The organism is Natrialba aegyptia DSM 13077 (assembly GCF_000337535.1).
GTDB classification, from domain to species: Archaea; Halobacteriota; Halobacteria; order Halobacteriales; family Natrialbaceae; genus Natrialba; species Natrialba aegyptia.
On sequence record NZ_AOIP01000019.1, the window covers coordinates 46305 to 66007 of the forward strand.

Sequence of the window (19703 nt, forward strand, 5' to 3'; positions counted from 1 at the left end):
CGATTAGTTGGTGATGAACTCTTCCCAGCGTTGATTGACCCAGTCCTCCTCCTCGACGTAGAGATCGTAGTTCGGCGTGATCGCTTCGTCGGGACCCGGGCCGGCGATCTGTTCGTAGAGTTCGTCGTCGATTTCGGAGTGTTCGCGGTCGACCGTCGGACTCGTATAGAGGTTTTCGGCGAGTCGGTCCTGGACCGCGGGCTGGCTCGCGTAGTCGATGAACTGCCGGGCTTCCTCCGACAGATCGGTACTCTCGAGGGTGACCCAGAGCCCGGAGTCCAGTACAGAACCCTCTTCGACGAAGTTTGACTGCACCGGCGCGCCGTCGTCTTGCATAACGCGCGTGATGTCACTGTAGAGCATCCCCGCTGGCACTTCGCCGTCCCGAAGGCGCTGCTGGAAGTCCGCCTCGTTCTCGTACCACATGTTCGCCTGGCTGGTAACGCCTTGCAGTTCCTGAAACACCTCTTCGACGCCGTCGCGGTCCTCTAAGATCTCGGGGTCGTCGAACCGCAGTTCCGCGGTGATGTCGAGCAGGAACGAGTTCGACGCGTAGCCGAGCAGGCCGAGCGTATTCTCGTACTGGTCGTCCCACAGCGCCTCCCAGCTATCGACCGGGTCCTCGATGACGTCCGTGTTCTGGACGAGGTTGATGTACCACGAGAGCGCGCCGATAGCCGGTATTCCGCCGTCCGCCTCCATAACGAGGTCGTCGCTAATGTACTCCAGATTCTCGAAGTCGTCTTCACTCCAGAGGTGCCACAGATTGGAGTTTAGCCCCTTCAGCACGCCGGTCTGTGCCATGATGGCGACGTCGACCGGTGCCTGTCCGGCGCTGACGGCGTTTTCGTACTGCGTCAGCGCCTCTTCGGAGGTCGGTTGCGCCTCGGACTCGACCTCGATATCGTGTTCGTCCGAGAAGGCCGGGAACAGTTCTTCGTCCATGACCTCCTGAAACACGCCGCCGTAGACGGCGACGGTCAGCGTATCGTCGCCGCTATCGAGCATCCCTGTACAACCGGCAAGCCCACCGAGAGCTGCGACGCCTCCCACCGCCGCGCTCGTGCGAAGGAACTCCCGCCGCCCGTTCGTGTCTTGTGCTGGCATACTATTGCCACCTACCCACACTATCCAGGCTATCCCTACATAAGTGTTCCCACAGTACGGTATGACGTACCACCATCCTTTCGCCCGGACGGTGGTTGAATGAGATTGTCTCGGTCGCGAACTTCTGAAACACCAATTCTGATGCTCTATGCGTGTATTATCTGGCTATTTCGGAACAGTAGAACGACGGTTTCGGGTTCGATGACGGTGGGTCACGACCAGTCGTCGAGTTCAGCTCGCGACTGGACGCGGGCGAGCGTCGTCCACTCGGTTGCCACGTCGGCTTCCACGCAGCGGGCGATGAGACATTCGGACGCGCCGACGCAGGTGAGCGAGGCGAACGCCCAGCCCGGTTCGTCCCACGGAAACGGCCCCGGTTCGCGGGGCCGACGAGCGTCGATGACGCCGCCCAGGCGGTCGCGGGTCGTCGCCGCGAGTTCGTGCGCGCGGTCGTAATGTGCGAGCGGGAACTCGCGGTTGTCGGCGACCAACAGGCCGGCCTCACCCTCGAGTGCGGCCTCGACTGAGGTCCGTCGGGCCTCGATCAGCAACGATACCATGTCGACCGTCGCGCGCTCGTCGCCGATCACGTCGGTAAACCGTCGAATCGCCCCGCCGTGTGCCGTCGGTTCGGGGTCCTCGTAGGGCACCGTCTCCGGATCGGGGTGGTACTCGACGACGCCGGTGGTATCGAGATCGCTGTCGATCCCCTCCGCGAGCAAGACGCCGTCGATCGTCACGCTCGAGGGCGTCGTGATCTCGATGTACTCGGCTCCGTTGCGCTCGCTGAACTCGAGGGACGCGACGACGGGTCCGAGCGGCGAGTCGTCGATCGCGGTGAGAAGGTCGTCGACCTGCTCGTGCGCCGCTGCGGGAACGGTGACGGTGCCGACGACGACGGCACCCTCGTCCGCGAGCGGATCGTAGGTGACGCGGCTCGTCAGATCGGCGAGCCGTTCGCGGACCTGTTCGACCCGGCCGCTCACGCCGCCGCGCTCGAGTTCGGCGCGGCCGGCCGCGGTCAGTCGCCGTCCCTTCCCGCCGACCTTCTCGGTCAGGCCGTCTTCGTCGAGGTCGGCGAGCGTGAGCCGAACCGTTCGTTCGGTGAGCGAGTAGCCTCGCTCTCGGAGGTGCTCGGTGAGATGGACGCTTCCGATCGGCTCGTGTGCGTCGAGCAGGCGAAGAATGTCGTACGTCCGCCGGTCCGGATCGCTCGTCATGCCTGACTACTGCTGTGCGGCGGATAAATGCGTGGCGAGATCCGCGAAGGCGTCGACGTGGGCGTCGATGTCGTCCGCCGTGTGCTGGACGCTGATCGTCCACTGCTGGGAAGCGTCGTGCGGGTGCGGGATGACGCCGCGATTGAGCATGCCGAACCAGTAGGCTTCGTGGAACTCCTCGTCGACGTGCTCCCAGTCGCGGAACGTCCGAATCCGCTCGTCGGTGAAGTACACCATGCCCTGCGAACCGGCGGTCACGACGTGGCCCTCGAGACCGGCATCGTCGATGACGTCGCGATAGCCCGCGGCGAGTCGGTCGGCGAGTTCGGTCACGTGATCGTAGGCGTCGTCGGTCAGGATTTCTCGCAGCGTAACCCCGACCGCCCGGAGCGAGAGCGGGTTGCCGTTGTACGTACCGTAATGGGCGGCACCGGTGGCGACGCCCTCGTCCAGGTCCGCCGCGATCTGGGACATGAACTCGCGCCGGCCGCCGAAGGCACCAACCGGGTAGCCGCCGCCGATCGCCTTGGCGAGCGCGACGAGATCCGGCTGGACGCCGTAGTACTCGGCTCCGCCGCCGGGCGCGAGTTTGACGCCGGTTTTGACCTCGTCGAAGATCAACACCGCATTGAACTCGTCGGCGAGTTCGCGCAGCCGCTGGAGGAAACTACCTTCCGGTTCGACGACGCCGAGGTTGAAGCAGGCCGGTTCGACGAGGATGCCGGCGACCTCGCCCTCGTGTTCGCGAAGCAGCCGCTCGACGCTGTCGGCATCGTTGTACTGCCCGAGCAGGATGTTCTCCGGCACCGATTCGGGGATTCCCTGCGATTCTTTGACCGGCGTCGGATCGGCCGCCGGCCCGGCGCGGTCGACCGGCGGCATCTTGCTCACGAGCGCCGGATCGTGCGCGCCGTGGTAGGCTCCTTCCATCCGAATGATCTTCTCGCGGCCGGTCACCGCCCGCGCCAGGCGCATCGCGTGCATCACCGACTCGGTTCCGCTGTTCGTAAACCGAACCTGCTCGATCGCCTCCCAGCGGTCGATCAGCGGCTGCGCCGCGAACTCGAGGAGGGAGCTCGGTCGCGTGTAGAGCGTTCCGTCGTCGATCTGCGACTTCACGGCCGCAGATAGCTGTGGGTGGGTGTGTCCGACGAGTTGGGTACCGTTGTTCAACGCGAAATCGAGGTATTCGTTGCCGTCGACGTCGATGATGGACGTTCCCGCTGCCCGCCGTGCGTGGACGGGATACGGCTCGTACGCCCGAAACGTGCTACAGACGCCGGCGGGAACGAGTTCCCGTAGTTCGTCGGCCATCGCTTCCGAGCTCGATGTCCGTTTCTGGTACTGATCGTACGCCTGTGCGAGTAGTTCGTCCGTCGACGTGGCGTGTGGCGAGTGGGTATCGGTCATCGAATCCCGGAAACACTCTTCCGGTTCTAGGATGTCTTGTAGCGGCCAATAATATATCTTTCTATCAATCTGGAGTCAATTCAGGGCGGCGGATCGTTCGCGACCCGTCTGACGGATCGATTCGACCTTCCGCAATGCACACATATACCACGATCGAGATTCCTGGGGTCTCTATGGTCTCTGGAACCGCCTTCTGGCACGACAGTTTCCTCGCGCACGAACCGCCCGCCGGCGAGGGGGAAGCCGAGTGGAGCGGTCGTCTCGCAGTGAAACAACCCCACCCGGACCGGCCCGAGCGCGTACGGAACGTTCGCCACATTCTGCGCCACGAGTTCGGCGACGAGATCGAGTGGAAATCGGCACCGCGCGCGACGGACGACCAGCTCCATCGCGTCCACGAGCCGGCTCACGTCGATTCGATCGAAGCGTTCTGTGCCGCCGGCGGCGGACGGATCACCGGCGGGACCGGCGCGAACGAAGCGACCGCCCGGGCGGCCCGCCACGCCGCGGGGGCAGCGGCGGCCGCCGCCGAGCACGCCCTCGAACACGGGCTGGAAAACGTGCCCTACGCCTGCGTTCGGCCGAGCGGCCACCACGCCCAGCCGGCGCAGGTGGACGGGTTCTGTTTCTTCAATAACGCCGCCGTCGCGGTCGAACAGGTGCTCGCCGACACGACCGTCGACCGGGTCGCCGTGCTCGATTGGGACGTTCACCACGGCAACGGCACGCAGGAAATCTTCTATGACCGCGCGGACGTTTTGACGATCAGCGTTCACAACGACCACGACTCGTGGAATCCCGATGCCCATCCGCAGCGCGGCACCGTGGACGAACACGGCGTCGGCCCGGGCGAAGGCTACAACCTGAACGTCCCGCTTCCGCCCGGAACCGGCGACGAGGGATACCGTGCGACGATGGATCGGCTCGTCACCCCCGTCCTCGACCAGTACGACCCCGACCTGCTCGTCGTCAGCGCGGGCGGCGACCCCGGCGTCGTCGATCCGCTCGGGCGCAATGTCGTGACGAAAGCCGGCTTCGAATCGCTCGGCAGGCGCGCTCGCGAACTCGCGGCGCGCACCGCCGACGGGCGACTCGTCGTCCTGCAGGAAGGCGGCTACCACCCGAGCCACCTCGGGTACGCCATGCTCGGTACGCTCGAGGGCGCGCTCGATCTCGAGTCAGCAGTTGCCGATCCGTTCCCGTGGCTCGACGAGGATTTCGACTCCGCAGCCGGAACGCTCGCCGAAATCACCGACTACTACGCCGACTGGTGGGACCTCGAGTGAGCAACCCACCGGAGACTAAAACTGATTTTTCACCTTGCGCTGACTATAATGTGTTTGCCACCGTTGGTCAAAATGCGCCTCGATCACCGGCCCACCGCGGTGGGAATCGGCCGGTGAACTCGAGGGCTGTCAGGTAGCATCCCCCCCACATCCCCCCCCATCCACCATCGCCATGCCCTGATCACCCCCAATCCCCCAATCCGATCACCCCCGATCATCCTCACCCCTCCCGCTCGCCGCCCACCCACCGCAGCCGTCTCCGCTGTTCGCCACCCGCTGGCGTCCTCGTCTCTCCTCCACCTTTCGCCGCTTCGACTGCCCGCTCCTGCGGCAGTCGACTCATGTCTTCAGACGACGAACGACTCGACGAGTTCACCGGTCGGCTCGCGGATTTCGCCGGTGAGTTCGCTGGTATCGTCGCCGCCGTCGGTTCTGGTTTCGAGAACGGCGTACCCCGGCCGATTCCCGCGCGGCTGGGCGTAACTACCGGGATTCAACAGGAGACAATCGTCCGTCCGAACGACCGTCGGGCAGTGGGTGTGTCCCGAGACGACGACGTCGGCGTCCCGCGAGCGGCCGAACATCGCTAATCCAGTCTCGCCGCCGTCACGGCGGTGCGTAACCGCGAAGCGAACGCCACCCGCCTCGACGACGCGGGCCGTCGGCAACCGGTCGCGAACCGCCGCGCTGTCCGCGTTGCCGTGGACTGCAAACAGGACCGCACACTCATCCTGCAACGCATCGAGCGCCGCTGAACTCGTGAAATCGCCCGCGTGAATAACGACATCCGCGTTTCGGACCGCACGCAGCACGTCGCCGTCGAGTTCGTGTCCGTCGGCGCTGTGGGTGTCAGAGAGGACGGTAATCGTCGTCGCCGATGAGTCGGAGTCGAAGTCGGTGTTGGTGTCTGAGTCGGTCATGGCTTCGTCTACGACCGCCGTCCGTGGCATGGGTTTCGGTGTAGTGGTGTCGGTCTCTCACCGAGGATAGACATTCATCCAACATGATACCTTCCCGCGTCCGGCATACTTCTTTAGGAACCTGTCTCGATAGTGAACCCAATGGCCACCAGTACCGCCGTCGTCATCGCTGCGCTGTTTGCAAACGCTGCGATCGCAGTTCTCAAATTCGGCGGCTTCGTGCTCACCGGCAGCCCCGCGATGCTTTCGGAGACCTATCACTCGATCTCAGATACGGGCAATCAGGTCTTCCTGCTGATCGGCATCCGCTACGGCGCACAGGAGCCCACGCGAAGTCACCCGTTCGGCCACGGCAAGGCCCAGTTCTTCTACAGCTTCCTCGTGAGCGTCATGCTGTTTGGCATCGCCGGCTGGGAGAGCGCGACACACGGCTACAGCGCACTGCAAGCCGGCGAAGTCCACCGGGCGAACGAGCCGGTGACGCTGCTCGGCGCGACGTTCGATCCGATCTACGTCAACTACGCGGTGTTGCTCGGAGCCATCGCCTTCGAATCCTACGCGTTCTGGAAGGCCTACCAGGGAATTACCGCCCAGATGGACGAGTACGGCTGGGAGTCGTTCCGCGAGGCGTTCCGAAAGACCAGCGACGTGACGACGCTGACCGCACTCACCGAGGACGCCATCGCGCTCGCCGGTGCCGGCATCGCCCTCCTCGGCGTCTACCTCTCTCGAACGTACGATAACCCGATCTACGACGCCGGCGCTGCGCTCGTTATCGGCATCCTGCTCATGGGATTCGCCATCGCCCTGGCCTGGCAGAACAAGCGCCTCCTCCTCGGCGAGAGCTTACCCGCCCCCGCCGAAAACGAACTCCGCGCCATCGTCGCCGACTGGGACGGCGTCACCGAACTCGTCGACTTTCGCACCGTCTACTTCGGCGCAGAGGAATTACTCGTCACCGCAGATGTCGCGTTCGAATCCGAACTCGATGCGGCGACGATCGACGAGCGGATCACCGCTATCGAACGGGCGCTGAAAGAGCACGACGACCAGATCCAGCGCGTCTACATCGAACCCGAAACGTCGCAGTCCGATCGCCTCTGAGCGCATCGCGACCGCAGGTACTCATCCGAGACGAACCCTTTTATCGGAGCGGGAACCAATCACCTATCGTGTCCGAGACAGCCGGGTACATGCGCTTTTTCCCGTACGATCAGCCGTACGAGAATCAGCGCGAGGCGATGGACCGCATCCACAACGCGCTCACACGCGGGCAAAACGTACTCTTCGAGGGAGCCTGCGGGACCGGCAAAACCCTCTCCTCGCTGGTCCCCGCTCTCGAAGTCGCCCGCGAACAGGACAAGACCGTCGTCATCACGACGAACGTCCACCAGCAGATGCGCCAGTTCGTCGCGGAAGCCCGCGCGATCACCTGCGAGGAGTCGATCCGCGCCGTCGTCTTCAAGGGCAAAGGCTCGATGTGTCACATCGACGTCGGCTACGAGGAGTGCCAAACGCTCCGGGACAACACCCGCGCCGTCGTCGACGCCGAACAGGACAAACAGCAACTCGAACGCCGCCAGCGCGAACTCCTCGAAGAGAGCCAGGACGGCGACGGCGGCGCGGCCGACGCCCGCAGCGCCGTCATGGACGAACTCGAGTCCATCGAGGACCGCCTCGACGACCTCGAAGACCAGAACGTCTGTGAGTACTACCGGAACAACCTGACCGAAGACACCGAGGAATTCTTCGGCTGGCTCTTCGAGGACGTTCGCACCCCGGACGAAATTTACGACTACGCAGAGCAACGCCAGCTTTGCGGCTACGAACTCCTGAAGGAGGGCATCGAGGGCGTCGACCTCGTCGTCTGCAACTACCACCACCTGCTCGACGCCACGATCCGCGAGCAGTTCTTCCGCTGGCTCGGCCGCGACCCCGATGACGTGATCGCCGTCTTCGACGAGGCCCACAACGTCGAAGACGCCGCCCGCGAGCACGCCACCCGGACCTGCTCCGAACGCACGTTCGAGTCCGCGCTGGATGAACTCGCGGAGACGGACGATCCGCGCGCAGAGGACGCCGTGAACGCGCTCTCTGCCTTCCACCGGGCGCTCGTCGAAACCTACGAGGACTCCTTCGGCTTCGGCGAGAGCGCGGTGCAACGCGCCGCGGATAACGCGAGCGGCCGCGGGCCGCGAGCGCGCGAACGGATCGGCGAGAACTGGGAGGACGTCCCGATCGCCAACGAGGGCCGACGCGACGACCTCACACTCGAGTTCTTGCAGCGCTACTCGGGGCGGGGGATCGAGGCGGACCTCGAGGCGGCGATGAAACTCGGCCAGGAGTTAGACGAGGAGTACGAGGAGGCTTACCGCGAGGGCGAGACGGCGACGCGGACGGAGTGTCAGACGCTCCAGGCGGCGGCGTTCGTCAGCGCGTGGATGAACGAAGGGGCAAAGGAAGGGCTCTATCCGGTCGTCTCCGTCACCCGCGACGCGGGGACCGACGAGATTTACGGCCGCGCGGAGCTGTACTCCTGTCTGCCTCGACAGGTCACCGGCCAGTTGTTCGAGGAGGTGTCCGCAACCGTGCTGATGAGTGCAACGCTGCAGCCGTTCGACGTGACCGAGGACGTGCTGGGGCTGGAGAAGCCGGTGACGATGGCCTACGGACTGCAGTTTCCCGCGGACAACCGCCGGACCTACGCCGTCGAGACGCCGCCGCTTTTCTCTTCGGACCGGGACGACCCGGCGGTCCAGACGGATGTCACGGAGACGATCCACGACGCCGTTCGCATGACGCCCGGGAACACGCTCGCCTTTTTCCCGAACTACGGGGAAGCGAGTCGGTACGCCGAACGACTCGAAAACCGGTCAGAGAGGACTGTCTACCTCGATGAACCGGGCGTCGCGGTCGAGGACCTTCGACAAGAGTTCATCGCGGACGACGACGCCGTCCTCTGTACCTCGCTGTGGGGGACGCTCGCGGAGGGGGTGAGCTTCGACGGCGAGGACGCCCGAACCGTGCTCGTCGTCGGGGTTCCGTACCCGCACCTCGACGACCGGGCCGAGGCGGTCCAGGAGGCCTACGACGCGGCCTTCGAGGGCACCGAGACCGGCTGGCGCTACGCGGTCGAGATTCCGACCGTCCGCAAGACCAGACAGGCGCTCGGCCGGGTCATCCGCTCGCCCGAAGACATCGGCGTCCGCGCGCTCCTCGACCGGCGTTACTCGAAGCAGGCGAAGTCTGATCTCGGCAAGTACAGCGTCAACAGTACCTTTCCGCACGAACAACGACAGGAGCTACTCGATATCGGCTCGGACAAACTCAAGTTCGCGATGCGAAACTTCTACGGCGACCACGACTGCTACGGTGGCGACCCACCGGCACCCTGATTCGGCACGGGCGCTTTCGACGCCCGCCCTGCTCACTCGATCGTCACGTGCCCGACGCCGCCGATCAGCATCACGACGTGCGTTCCGCCGTCCTCGACCGACACCTCGAACGTCTCCTCGTCCGCCGTGATCGTCCGGGTGTCGACGATGCCGTTTTCTTCGTGATCCAGTCGAAATCCGATCCCCTCGCGTTCGAGATCCGAGCTCCCGTTCTCGCCGTCACCGAGCGGAAATATCTCTTCGACCTCCACCGTGATTTCCAGTTCCGATCCCGCGTCGGCACTGAACTCGACGACTTCGTCCTCGCCGATCGTCGTATCGACGCCACCGCCGGCGAGGAGTCCAGTACAGCCTGCAAACGGCACCGTTGCAGCGAGTGCCATGACAGAACGTCGGTTCATAGAACAGAGACACGATAGTAGCCACGAATAGTTTCTGGCCGAACTGCTGTGTCTTGTGCGTCTTCCGTTACTGCGGCTGGAGGCTTGATTCGGACGTAGCCGACTCCCAGGCCTCGTAGCCGCCGTCCATGCTCGCAACGGACTCTGCGTCGCCGTACTCGTCGATGAGTCGAGCGGCCTGGATCGAGGTCTTTCCGATGTAGCAGTAGACGATGACCTCGTCGGCCCAGTCGCGGTCGACGACCGTCTCCTCGAGTTCGTCGATCGTGACGTGTTCGGCACCGGGGAGATGGCCGTCGTCGTAGGCCGTGTCCTCGCGGACGTCGATCAGGTCGAGTTCATCGTCATCGTCATCGCCATCGTCGCCGATGCGGTCGCGGACCGTTTCGGGGGAGAGTTCGTCGATCATTGTCGTGTACAGGGTGGATTACCGTTTCCGGAGGTAGATCCGATAGGTTGCGTCGCCGCTTCGCCACACCTTCGCGTCGGCGTCGTCGCCGACGGCTCGGGGGACGTTTTCGGTGCAGGGGACGTGGTCCGTCTCCTGGACGAGGAGGTCGCCCGACTCGAGCTGCTGGAGGCCCTTCTTGGCCTCGACTTGCGGGTACGGACAGACCTCGCCCATCATGTCCTGGACGAGGTCGGCCTCCTCGAAGAGTTCGGTTGCGTCGTCGTCGCTCAGTTCGTCCGGGGTGTTCGTTACGTCGTCGATGGATGGCATGTGTCTGTGCGTGTTGATTCGGGGTCAGTAGTGGTTGGCGATCGATTCGGTCAGGTATCGGACCGGAGGTGGCGCATCAGATGGCACAGCCGACCTCGCGGTAGATCCAGTGGGTCATCACGTAGACGCCGGCGACGATGCCGACCGCGGCGATGAACGAGTGGACCGACAGCTCGGCGATACCCGAGTAGATGTTCCCGATGTTACAGCCGGGCGCGAGTCGGGAGCCGGCTCCCATGAGGAGTCCGCCGACGACCGCGTTCGGGAGTCGCCGCCGCTTCGGCACGCGGACCGCGAAGTCCCCGCTCCAGACGGCGGCGAGAAACGCGCCGACGATGACGAACGCGATCATCACCATGTCGACGGTCACGTCGACGCCCTGGCCCTGGAAGAGCACGGAGCCCCAGTACTCGAACGAGTTCGCCTCGACGCCGACCTGCGAGAGCAGATAGCCGGTCCAGCGGGCTTCGGGACCGGTCACGCCGACGATCGAGTGCTGGGTGAACCAGAGCACGGCGGCGGCGGTGATTCCGAGGGCGGCGGTCCGCGGGTCCCAGGGCTGCTTGCTCGCGGCGATCGGGGTTCGCCACGCGCGAGCGAGACCGCGCGCGTAGGTGGCCGTCCCGCGGGCGAACTGTCGTAACCCGATGACCGGCGCACGAAGCGCCCCGAGGTGCAACTGGGCCACGTCCGCGCGCTCGCCGAACTCGGCGGTCGTCGAGGCCCGTCCGACGAGGGTGGCGTACCCGAGCAGCGCGACGATCGCGACGCCGACGCCGAGCAGTCCCGCCGGGATCGACGTGACGGTAAACAGGCTGACGCCCTCGCCCACCGTCAGCGCCGCGAAGTACGTGCTATCGAGCGTCGGGAAGGCGACGGTAAACGCCGCGTAGCCGATACCCATACAGAGCAGCGTCAGCCAGAACTGTAGGTAGCCCTCACCGGCACGATAGAGCGTGCCGCTGGCACAGCCGCCGGCGTAGGTCATCCCGATTCCGAAGATGAAGCCGCCGACGAGTCCGGTGAGGCCCCACTGTGGCGTCCAGAACGTCTGATAGTACCCGAACTGGTAGGCGATCCCCCAGAAGACCATCGTCAAGAGCGTCGCGGCGAGAACGCCCTTCGTGACGCGGGAGTCCTTGTACGCGAAGAAGTCCCGAAAGGCGTTCACGAAGCAGAACCGCCCCTTCTGGAGGAACGCCCCCAGCGCGGTCCCGACGAGCGCTGCAACGAGTAGTGTCGAAAGCACCATCGAAAGGCAACGGCTCGCCGGCCTTAACTCGCGTCCAGCCGGATGACTATTCCCGCACTCCGGACGAACTCGAGTCGCCGAATCCGGCCGGTAACGGCTGTTCCCGGTGCCGAACGTCGTGTACTGGCGTCTCTGTAACTACTAGCTACCAGCAGCATTTGCGCCTACCGCGCACCGCCCATTGCGAGAACGAAATGACGATACCACGACTACGATAATTACGACGACTACAACGACCGTGACGACAACGGCACGCGACTCGCCGGCACCTTCTCCGTGCCGTTCCAGAACTCGAGTTCAGTGACGGTCCAGGTGATCGGGTCGATTTCACGGTCGGCCAGTCGCCGTGCGGTTGCGGTGTCGCCGTCTCGGGCGAGCGTGATGTGGGGGACGTAGTCGTCGCCTTCGAGGTCGTCGAGGGGGTCGAACGTCTCGATGAGTTCGGCGTGAATGGCCTCGAGACCGGGGCTGTCGACGCTGAGGTAGACGACGGGTGCGGAGCCGATCGGCGGGTCGTCGAAGTAGTCGATACCGGTTATCGTCGCGTCGACGGCGGCCGTGTTTTCGAGTGCGCGGTGAGTCTTGCGCTGGAGGTGGCCGAACTGCGCCTGCGTGGCATCGCCGAGCCGTTTGAGAAGACACGAGTGGGTCTGGCGGACGTGCTCGAAGGCGACGAGTTCGGGATGGAGGTCGGTAGCGAGTTTGCGGACGCGGCCGGGGACGGGGGCGATAACGCTGTACACGCGTCGAGTCGGGTAGTAATTGTGGCGGGGTGTGTTTGAGCGTTCTGTTCCGGTTCCCGTTCTCGCCTTGATTATCTTGTTACGCGTGCGAGCGTGCAAATCGCACCACGTTCGCTGACTCGCCGATTCAGCGCCGCTTACAACTGGTCGAGCAGCCACAGGACGATCAGGCCGAGGATCGCGAGCATGAGCAGCGGCTGGAGCAATCCGACGATGGTGCCGACGATCGCCTGCATGACCTCGATGATGAGCAGGATGGCGACTAACACGAGGACGAGTTTCAGGAGGGTTTCGACCGCGAGTGAACCACGAGTGTCGGTCATAGGGAACTCTTTGTCAGGGAAATTGAAAAATACTCCGCTACTGGAGTCGGAAAGACCTATTTAGTCGGCCCCGGCAGTTGTACGTAATGGACGGGAAGGGGCTCCGAGCCCTGGTATGTGCACTCGTCGTCGTCTGGTGTACGGTTGCGGTGGGCTGGTCCATGTCGGGTGCTGTGGTGGCGACCGACACGACGGCCGGTCAGTCGCTCACGTCGACACAGGTGCCAGTGCACGAACAGGGTCAGGCTACGGGTCAGTTTGTGACTTCGTCACAGTCACAGTTACTGTTACAGTCACAACAACTACAGCCGCAGGTGCAAGACGACGCTCCGGCTGCGAGTTCACATCTCAATAACTCGACTGAGACCCGCGTCAGCATCTTCCTCGAGGAGGATGGCTCTGCGACGGTCGAGGTTGACTATCGCTTCGAGGCGGGGTCGGATGACTGGAACGAACTCGAGTCGGACGTCGAGGACAATCCGGACGCGTATGCTGCACGCGAACAAGCGGATTGGGAACAAGACATCGAGGAGGCACAGAATAGGACGGACCGGGAGATGAACGTCTCGAACACCACGGTGACGACATCGACGAGTTCGGCGACGCCACAGGATCTCGGTCACGTCACGTTCACGTTCGAGTGGTCGTCGTTCGCCAACGTCGTGTTGAACCAGATCGAGGCGGGTGATGCGCTTGCGGGCTGGTTTACACCCACCGAGGGGACGACGTTGCAGATAATCCCGCCGGACGGGTACGTGATCGAAGAGGCTGATCCGGAGCCGTCGGGGTCCTCGGAGGAGTCCGTTCTCTGGAACGGGGCCGAAACGGAATTTCTCGAGGACCAGCCGATGATCGTCATGACCGAGGATAGCGAGACTGCCAATACGTCGGACGGAGCGACTGAGGGGCCGTCGCTGTCGTGGCTGGTTATCGTTGCGACGCTCGTCGTATTGGCGGCGGTTGGCGTCGGTATCGGAGCCGCCGCGTGGTGGATTCGGCGTGGTCCCGGAAGCGGGAGCGGTTCCAGGTTCGGATCCGGTTCCAGTACTGACTCACAGTCCCGGCCGCCGACAAACGGGGCGGCGGGAGCGCCGATGGAGGAGTCGTCGACCGCGGCTTCGGGGTCGTCTCCTCGCGGGAACGGTAACGGTAGTGATTCCGGATCGAACAGTCCACCGCCGGAACTCTTGAGCAACGAAGAGCGCGTGCTCAAACTCCTCGAGAGTTCCGGCGGCCGGATCAAGCAACAACAGGTCGTCTCCGAACTCGAGTGGACCGAAGCCAAGACGAGTCAGGTCGTCGGTGGGTTGCGAGAGGACGACGAGATCGACGTCTTCCGAATCGGGCGCGAAAACGTGCTGGCGCTGCCGGACGAAGCCGAGTCAGAACAGTAGTCGTAGGTAGCAACTGGCGACAATTTCGTTCCGTATTCTTGCGCCTGATCCCCCAAGCCACGGCGCTTTTCACTTCGTGTGCAACCCGGTGCAACATTTGCCCGACACGAGGATTTAATAGGGTCAAGTCTCGTAGGTGGGTGCAATGACGCAGTCCGCCGGTCTTGCAACTGCGTTCGCTTCCTTCGTGACCGGCGGGACTGTCTCCCCGCGACCGCGACGACCGCGACCGGGCCTTTGAGCCCGTACTATCCCTTCCCCCACGTTCCATGCTGTTTCCCAAATTGATAGGTAATTCCTATTTTTCCGGTTAGCGTCCGCTCTCTGAATAAATTACGACACTCAAAGCAATGAATTTAAGTATGTCCCTCGGTTCTGTTCGGATATGACACGCGTTGCACTCGCGTTCTCGGGTGGACTGGACACGACCGTCTGTGTCCCGTTGCTCGAGGAAGAGTACGGATACGACGAGGTCATCGGCGTCACCGTCGACGTCGGCCAGCCGGCCTCGGAGTTCGACGAAGCAGAAGAGACCGCAGAAGCACTCGATCTGGATCACTACGTCGTCGACGCCAAAGCCGAGTTCGCCGACCTCTGTTTCGACAGCGTTCGCGCGAACGCGACCTACCAGGGCTACCCGCTCGGGACGGCGCTCGCTCGTCCCGTCATCGCCGAGGCGATCCTGCAGGTCGCTCAAGAACAGGACTGTGACGGCATCGCTCACGGCTGTACGGGTAAAGGGAACGACCAACTCCGGTTCGAAGCCGTCTGGCGCGACTCCGACCTCGAAGTCATCGCCCCCGTGCGCGAACTCGGACTCACGCGCGAGTGGGAACAGGAGTACGCCGACGACAAGGACCTCCCCGTCGAGGGCGGCAGCGGCGGCGACTGGTCGATCGACACCAACCTCTGGAGTCGCTCCGTCGAGGGCGACGAACTCGAGGACCCGAGCTACGTCCCTCCCACGGATATCTACGACTGGACGGACGAACCATCCGGCGAGAGCGAGGAAATAGAGATCACTTTCGAGAAGGGCTACCCCGTCGCCGTCGACGGCGAGGAGTACGATTCCGTCTCGCTCATCGAGCACCTGAACGAACTCGCCGGATCCTACGGCATCGGCCGCACGGACTCGATGGAAGATCGCATGCTCGGGCTGAAAGTCCGCGAGAACTACGAGCACCCCGCCGCCACGACGCTGCTCAACGCTCACGAAGCCCTGGAAGGGCTCGTGCTTACCCAGGAAGAACGCGAGTTCAAGCAGCTGATCGNCCCCGCCGCCACGACGCTGCTCAACGCTCACGAAGCCCTGGAAGGGCTCGTGCTTACCCAGGAAGAACGCGAGTTCAAGCAGCTGATCGATCAGCGCTGGTCGAAGAAGGGCTACGAAGGGCTGGTCGACGCGCCGCTCGTCGGTGCGCTCGAGGGCTTCATCGCCCAGACCCAGCAGCGCGTCACCGGCACCGTCACGGTGCGCTTCGAGGGCGGCAAGGCGCGCCCGGTCGCTCGTGACAGCGAGTTCGCGGCTTACTCGGCCGAACACGCGTCTTTCGACACGGAAACGGTCGGCAAGATCACACAGGAGGACGCCACCGGCGTCGCGAAGTACCACGGCTTCCAGCGCCGCCTCGCGAACGCGGTGACCGACGACACCGACGCGGACGCCGAGACGGTCGAACTCGCCACCGACGGAGGCGAGGAGTAGACATGACCGAGGAGAGCGCTCGCGGCGGAGCTGACGGCGACGAGTCGGGCGTCGTCCGGCGAGACCGCTTCAGCGGCGGCCCCGCACGGAGTTTCCTCTCCTCGCTTGCGGCCGACGAACGGATCTTCGAGGCCGATCTCGAGGTCGATCGCGCACACGCCCTCATGCTCGCGGAGCAAGGGATTATCGACGAGGAGACGGCGGGATCGATTCTGACCGCGCTCGATGCGATCGAAGTCGCCGGCCACGACTCGCTGCCCGACGGCGAGGACGTTCACGAGGCCATCGAAACGGCCGTCATCGAACGCGTCGGTGCTGACGGCGGGAAGATGCACACCGCGCGCTCGCGCAACGACGAAGTCGCGACCTGCATCCGCTACCGCCTGCGCGAGGACGTGCTCGATGCGATCGAGACGACGCTTGCGCTCCGCGAGTCGCTCCTCGACGTTGCGGACGCGCACGCGGAAACGATCATGCTGGGATACACCCACCTGCAGCCGGCCCAGCCGACCACCGTCGCTCACTGGGCGCTCTCCTACGAGGGAGCTGTCCGCCGCGACACCGAACGGCTACTCGAGGCCTACGCCCGGATCAACGAGTCCCCCCTCGGCGGCGCGGCCTTCGCGGGGACGACCTTCGACATCGACCGCGAGTTCACCGCGTCCCTGCTCGGGTTCGACGGCGTGGTTGTGAACTCGATGGACGCCGCCTCGAGCCGGGATTTCCTGCTCGAGACGACGCAGGCGCTGTCGACCCATGCAACGACGCTGTCCGGGCTCGCGGAGGATCTGATCATCTTCGCGAACCGCGGTTTCGTTTCCCTCGCGGACGATTATTCCTCGACCTCGTCGATCATGCCCCAGAAGAAAAATCCCGACACGCTCGAACTCGTCCGCGCGGTCGCGGGTGACGCGGCCGGGAACGTTCAGGGGTTGACGACGACGCTGAAGGGACTGCCTCGCGCCTACAACCGCGACCTGCAGCGCGCGACGACCCACGCGTGGGAAGCTGTCGATGCAGTGGTCGAGGCGAGCGAGGTTGCAGCCGGGGCGGTCGCGACGGCCGAGTGGAACGCGGATGCCCTCGCAGCCGAGGCCGGTGCGGGCTTCTCGACGGCAACCGGGGTCGCCGACCTGCTCGCCGCGAACGGCCTGCCGTTCAGGACGGCTCACGAACTGGTCGCTACCGCTGCCGAAACTAGCGCGGAACACGGTTCCGCGGACTACGACGCGCTCGACGCTGCCGCCAAAGCCGTTCTCGGCGAACCGCTCGCGTCCTACGTCGACCCCGATGCCGTCACTGACGCGCTCGATCCCGTCGAAAGCGTCGCGAGCCGCAATTCACAGGGTGGACCGGCCCCCGAAGCGACGGCCCCACAGCTCGATTCGGGCCGCGATACGCTCGGAGCCGACGAGTCGACCCACTCGGAGCTCGCCGGTGAACTCGAGACGGCACACACGGCGCTGCGCGAGGAGGTGAACGACTATGTCTGAGTCACCCTTGCCGTCGCCAGTTTCGCCTCCGCGACCGCCGTCCCCTTGAGGGGACAGCATACACTATTTGTGACATACAAAAAAGAAATCGGTCGTGTTGTGGCTCTTTTCCACCGTTAGTGGGTATTGCAGAATTATAATTTAAATTATAGATTCGGTGGATTTAAGGTGGTATGGCTCCCAGGTGGGAATACAATGACAGAATGCGTCGAATGCGGGGCCGAAGTGTCCCTGCACGACACTCTGGAAGTCGGAGAGATCGTTGACTGTACGACCTGCGGAGCCGAACTGGAAGTCGTCGACACCGAGCCGCCAGTCCTCGAGCGAGCCCCGGAGCTCGAAGAGGACTGGGGTGAGTGACCTTGCAGATAGGAATCCTCTACTCCCGGATCCGCAAGGACGAGAAGCTCCTCCTCGCAGAGCTTCGCGAGCGCGACCACGAGATCACGAAGATCGATGTCCGCAAGCACGAGTTCACCGTCGGCGAGGTGCCCGACGCGTTCGCCGACCTCGATCTCGTCGTCGATCGCTGTCTCGCCACGAGCCGGAGCCTGTACGCCACGCAGTTCTTCGAGGCGTACGGGATTCCCGTGGTCAACAGCCACGAGACGGCCGACATCTGTGCGGACAAGGCGAAGAACAGCCTCGCGCTCGAACGGGCGGGCGTTCCCACGCCCGAAACGAAAGTCGCCTTCACGAAGGAGACGGCGATGGAGGCCATCGAGGACTTCGGCTACCCCTGCGTTCTCAAGCCCGTCGTCGGCTCGTGGGGGCGCTTGATGGCCAAGATCGATTCGCCCGACGCCGCGGAGGCGATCTTAGAGCACAAAGCGACGCTCGGACACTACGAGCACAAGGTGTTCTACGTCCAGGAGTTCGTCGAGAAACCCGGGCGGGATATCCGCGTGCTCGCCATCGACGGCGAGCCGGTCGCCGGCATGGTCCGCTCGTCGGACCACTGGATCACGAACGCCGCGAAGGGAGCGGAGACCGACGTCTTCGAACTCGACGATGAGGCCGAGGATCTCGTCCAGACGGCCAGCGACGCCGTCGGCGGCGGGCTGCTGGGCGTCGACCTCATGGAAACCGGCGACTCCTACACCGTCCACGAGGTCAACCACACCGTCGAGTTCAAGGCGCTCAACGACGCCGTCGAGACCGACGTCGCCGGCACCGTCGTCGACTGGCTCGAGGAGAAGGCTACCGAGAACGCTGCCCAAGAGGTCGAGGTGACCCTCTGATGGCGGTCGGTACCGACGCGGACGCGAACACAGCGAGCACAGACGAATCCGCCGAGACCGTCACCGCGACCGTCATCGGCGGCAGCGGGTTCACCGGCGGCGAACTCCTGCGGCTGCTCGCCGGCCATCCGAACGTTGAACTCGCGGAGGTCACCAGCCGGTCGAAGGCCGGCAAGAGCGTCGGCTCCGTGCACCCGCCGCTGCGGGGGGCGGACCTGCGCTTTACCGAGCCCGACGACTTAGAGAGCGTCGACGTGCTGTTTGCCGCGACGCCACATGGCGTTTCGATGGGACGGGTAGACGAGTTCTTCGAGATCGCCGACACGGTCGTGGACCTTTCGGCGGATTTCCGCCTCGAGAGCGAGGAGCAGTACGACGAGTGGTACGACGGCCACGACGCGCCGGAGTACTTAGAGAAGGCCGAATACGCTCTGCCCGAGATCAACCGCGAGAACCTCGACGGGGCCGACCTCATTGCGGGCGGCGGCTGCAACGCCACCGCCACGATTCTTGGCCTGTACCCGCTGTTCGAGCACGACATTCTCGACGGCGGCGAGCAAGTCGTAGTCGACGTGAAGGTCGGCTCTTCCGAGGGCGGCGCGGGCGGCGGCGAGGCCTCTTCCCATCCGGAGCGCTCGGGCGTCGTTCGCCCCTACGCGCCGACGGGCCACCGCCACGAGGCCGAGATCGAGCAGTTCCTCGGTACCTCCGTGGCGTTCACCTGCCACGCCGTGGACATGGTTCGCGGCGCGAGCGCGACGAGTCACGTCTTCCCGAGTTCGCCCGTGTCGAAGGGCGACCTCTGGCAGGCCTACCGCGGCTGCTACGAGGACGAGCCGTTCGTCCGCATGGCCGCCGGCGGCTCCGGCGTCTACCGCTATCCCGAGCCGAAGTCGGTTGCGGGGACGAACGTCGCCGAGGTCGGCTTCGAACTCGATCCGTCCAACAAGCGCGTCGTCGTCTTCTCGGCGATCGACAACATGATGAAGGGTTCGGCCGGCCAGGCGGTCCACGCCGCCAACGTGGCGCTCGGCTTCGAGGAGACGGCCGGACTCGAGTTCACGGGACTACATCCCGTGGGGGCTCCCTAGT

At 64.4% G+C, this 19703-nt stretch carries 20 protein-coding genes; 9 read left to right on the forward strand and 11 right to left on the reverse strand.

Annotated features, from left to right (window positions below; all coding sequences use genetic code 11):
* Positions 1-3 precede the first annotated feature (3 nt).
* From C480_RS09220 to C480_RS09230, 3 genes are all read right to left on the reverse strand, one after another.
* Positions 4-1107, reverse strand: coding sequence for an ABC transporter substrate-binding protein (locus C480_RS09220; RefSeq protein WP_049903498.1), 1104 nt, complete (start codon positions 1105-1107; stop codon positions 4-6).
* 212 nt (positions 1108-1319) lie between these two features.
* Positions 1320-2327, reverse strand: a complete 1008-nt coding sequence (locus tag C480_RS09225) for an NrpR regulatory domain-containing protein (protein ID WP_006665344.1) — start codon at positions 2325-2327, stop codon at positions 1320-1322.
* A 6-nt stretch (positions 2328-2333) separates the two neighbouring features.
* On the reverse strand, positions 2334-3737 hold the full coding sequence (locus C480_RS09230; protein ID WP_006665345.1) for an aspartate aminotransferase family protein: 1404 nt from the start codon (positions 3735-3737) through the stop codon (positions 2334-2336).
* A gap of 173 nt (positions 3738-3910) precedes the next feature.
* On the opposite strand from C480_RS09230, the gene C480_RS09235 reads away from it, so the two are divergent.
* Positions 3911-5023, forward strand: coding sequence for an arginase family protein (locus C480_RS09235; protein ID WP_006665346.1), 1113 nt, complete (start codon positions 3911-3913; stop codon positions 5021-5023).
* A gap of 220 nt (positions 5024-5243) precedes the next feature.
* Here C480_RS09235 and C480_RS24530 read toward each other — a convergent pair whose 3' ends face one another.
* A complete protein-coding gene (locus C480_RS24530; protein ID WP_275040273.1) occupies positions 5244-5366 on the reverse strand; it encodes a hypothetical protein in 123 nt (40 codons plus the stop codon).
* Positions 5367-5370: 4 nt separating this feature from the next.
* Positions 5371-5943, reverse strand: coding sequence for a metallophosphoesterase (locus C480_RS09240; RefSeq protein WP_049903510.1), 573 nt, complete (start codon positions 5941-5943; stop codon positions 5371-5373).
* A 141-nt stretch (positions 5944-6084) separates the two neighbouring features.
* On the opposite strand from C480_RS09240, the gene C480_RS09245 reads away from it, so the two are divergent.
* Both C480_RS09245 and C480_RS09250 read left to right on the forward strand, forming a co-directional pair.
* Complete coding sequence (locus C480_RS09245) at positions 6085-7047, forward strand: cation diffusion facilitator family transporter (protein ID WP_006665348.1); 963 nt, start codon at positions 6085-6087, stop codon at positions 7045-7047.
* A gap of 89 nt (positions 7048-7136) precedes the next feature.
* Positions 7137-9338, forward strand: a complete 2202-nt coding sequence (locus tag C480_RS09250) for an ATP-dependent DNA helicase (RefSeq protein WP_006665349.1) — start codon at positions 7137-7139, stop codon at positions 9336-9338.
* Positions 9339-9370: 32 nt separating this feature from the next.
* Here C480_RS09250 and C480_RS09255 read toward each other — a convergent pair whose 3' ends face one another.
* The 6 genes from C480_RS09255 to C480_RS09280 all read right to left on the reverse strand — a co-directional run bounded on the left by C480_RS09255 (position 9371) and on the right by C480_RS09280 (position 12778).
* Positions 9371-9739 carry a hypothetical protein gene (locus C480_RS09255; protein ID WP_049903500.1) on the reverse strand — a complete coding sequence of 123 codons (369 nt, stop codon included), beginning with the start codon at positions 9737-9739 and terminating at the stop codon, positions 9371-9373.
* 67 nt (positions 9740-9806) lie between these two features.
* Positions 9807-10148, reverse strand: coding sequence for a rhodanese-like domain-containing protein (locus tag C480_RS09260; protein ID WP_006665351.1), 342 nt, complete (start codon positions 10146-10148; stop codon positions 9807-9809).
* An 18-nt stretch (positions 10149-10166) separates the two neighbouring features.
* Complete coding sequence (locus tag C480_RS09265) at positions 10167-10460, reverse strand: sulfurtransferase TusA family protein (protein ID WP_006665352.1); 294 nt, start codon at positions 10458-10460, stop codon at positions 10167-10169.
* A gap of 76 nt (positions 10461-10536) precedes the next feature.
* The gene (locus tag C480_RS09270) at positions 10537-11709 is read right to left on the reverse strand and encodes a YeeE/YedE family protein (protein ID WP_006665353.1); all 1173 of its coding nucleotides are present in this window, start codon (positions 11707-11709) and stop codon (positions 10537-10539) included.
* Positions 11710-11939: 230 nt separating this feature from the next.
* The gene (locus C480_RS09275; protein ID WP_006665354.1) at positions 11940-12455 is read right to left on the reverse strand and encodes a 2'-5' RNA ligase family protein; all 516 of its coding nucleotides are present in this window, start codon (positions 12453-12455) and stop codon (positions 11940-11942) included.
* A gap of 137 nt (positions 12456-12592) precedes the next feature.
* Positions 12593-12778, reverse strand: a complete 186-nt coding sequence (locus C480_RS09280; protein ID WP_006665355.1) for a DUF7554 family protein — start codon at positions 12776-12778, stop codon at positions 12593-12595.
* An 86-nt stretch (positions 12779-12864) separates the two neighbouring features.
* Here C480_RS09280 and C480_RS09285 point away from each other — a divergent pair, with 86 nt between their 5' ends.
* The 6 genes from C480_RS09285 (at position 12865) to argC (ending at position 19702) form a co-directional block, all read left to right on the forward strand.
* Positions 12865-14172: a helix-turn-helix transcriptional regulator gene (locus tag C480_RS09285; RefSeq protein ID WP_006665356.1), complete on the forward strand. Its 1308-nt coding sequence runs from the start codon at positions 12865-12867 to the stop codon at positions 14170-14172.
* Positions 14173-14557: 385 nt separating this feature from the next.
* Positions 14558-15877: an argininosuccinate synthase gene (locus tag C480_RS09290; protein WP_006665357.1), complete on the forward strand. Its 1320-nt coding sequence runs from the start codon at positions 14558-14560 to the stop codon at positions 15875-15877.
* Positions 15878-15879: 2 nt separating this feature from the next.
* Complete coding sequence (gene argH / locus C480_RS09295; protein ID WP_006665358.1) at positions 15880-17370, forward strand: argininosuccinate lyase; 1491 nt, start codon at positions 15880-15882, stop codon at positions 17368-17370.
* Positions 17371-17565: 195 nt separating this feature from the next.
* Positions 17566-17730 carry a lysine biosynthesis protein LysW gene (lysW, locus tag C480_RS09300; RefSeq protein ID WP_006110956.1) on the forward strand — a complete coding sequence of 55 codons (165 nt, stop codon included), beginning with the start codon at positions 17566-17568 and terminating at the stop codon, positions 17728-17730.
* Entirely contained in the window at positions 17727-18611 is an 885-nt protein-coding gene (gene lysX, locus C480_RS09305) for a lysine biosynthesis protein LysX (RefSeq protein WP_006665359.1), read from the forward strand. The genes lysW and lysX overlap by 4 nt, the downstream gene beginning before the upstream one ends.
* The gene (argC, locus tag C480_RS09310) at positions 18611-19702 is read left to right on the forward strand and encodes an N-acetyl-gamma-glutamyl-phosphate reductase (RefSeq protein ID WP_006665360.1); all 1092 of its coding nucleotides are present in this window, start codon (positions 18611-18613) and stop codon (positions 19700-19702) included. The genes lysX and argC overlap by 1 nt, the downstream gene beginning before the upstream one ends.
* Position 19703 lies beyond the last annotated feature (1 nt).

Bases quoted from the DNA above. Each gene is read 5' to 3' on its own strand.
- C480_RS09225 (WP_006665344.1), bottom strand. From the start codon at position 2,327: ATGACGAGCGATCCGGACCGGCGGACGTACGACATTCTTCGCCTGCTC.
- C480_RS09235 (WP_006665346.1), top strand. From the start codon at position 3,911: ATGGTCTCTGGAACCGCCTTCTGGCACGACAGTTTCCTCGCGCACGAA.
- C480_RS09245 (WP_006665348.1), top strand. From the start codon at position 6,085: ATGGCCACCAGTACCGCCGTCGTCATCGCTGCGCTGTTTGCAAACGCT.
- argH (WP_006665358.1), top strand. From the start codon at position 15,880: ATGACCGAGGAGAGCGCTCGCGGCGGAGCTGACGGCGACGAGTCGGGC.
- C480_RS09255 (WP_049903500.1), bottom strand. From the start codon at position 9,739: ATGAACCGACGTTCTGTCATGGCACTCGCTGCAACGGTGCCGTTTGCA.
- C480_RS09230 (WP_006665345.1), bottom strand. From the start codon at position 3,737: ATGACCGATACCCACTCGCCACACGCCACGTCGACGGACGAACTACTC.
- C480_RS09260 (WP_006665351.1), bottom strand. From the start codon at position 10,148: ATGATCGACGAACTCTCCCCCGAAACGGTCCGCGACCGCATCGGCGAC.
- argC (WP_006665360.1), top strand. From the start codon at position 18,611: ATGGCGGTCGGTACCGACGCGGACGCGAACACAGCGAGCACAGACGAA.
- C480_RS24530 (WP_275040273.1), bottom strand. From the start codon at position 5,366: ATGAGTCGACTGCCGCAGGAGCGGGCAGTCGAAGCGGCGAAAGGTGGA.
- C480_RS09285 (WP_006665356.1), top strand. From the start codon at position 12,865: ATGGACGGGAAGGGGCTCCGAGCCCTGGTATGTGCACTCGTCGTCGTC.
- lysW (WP_006110956.1), top strand. From the start codon at position 17,566: ATGACAGAATGCGTCGAATGCGGGGCCGAAGTGTCCCTGCACGACACT.
- C480_RS09265 (WP_006665352.1), bottom strand. From the start codon at position 10,460: ATGCCATCCATCGACGACGTAACGAACACCCCGGACGAACTGAGCGAC.
- C480_RS09280 (WP_006665355.1), bottom strand. From the start codon at position 12,778: ATGACCGACACTCGTGGTTCACTCGCGGTCGAAACCCTCCTGAAACTC.
- C480_RS09250 (WP_006665349.1), top strand. From the start codon at position 7,137: ATGCGCTTTTTCCCGTACGATCAGCCGTACGAGAATCAGCGCGAGGCG.
- C480_RS09240 (WP_049903510.1), bottom strand. From the start codon at position 5,943: ATGACCGACTCAGACACCAACACCGACTTCGACTCCGACTCATCGGCG.
- C480_RS09220 (WP_049903498.1), bottom strand. From the start codon at position 1,107: ATGCCAGCACAAGACACGAACGGGCGGCGGGAGTTCCTTCGCACGAGC.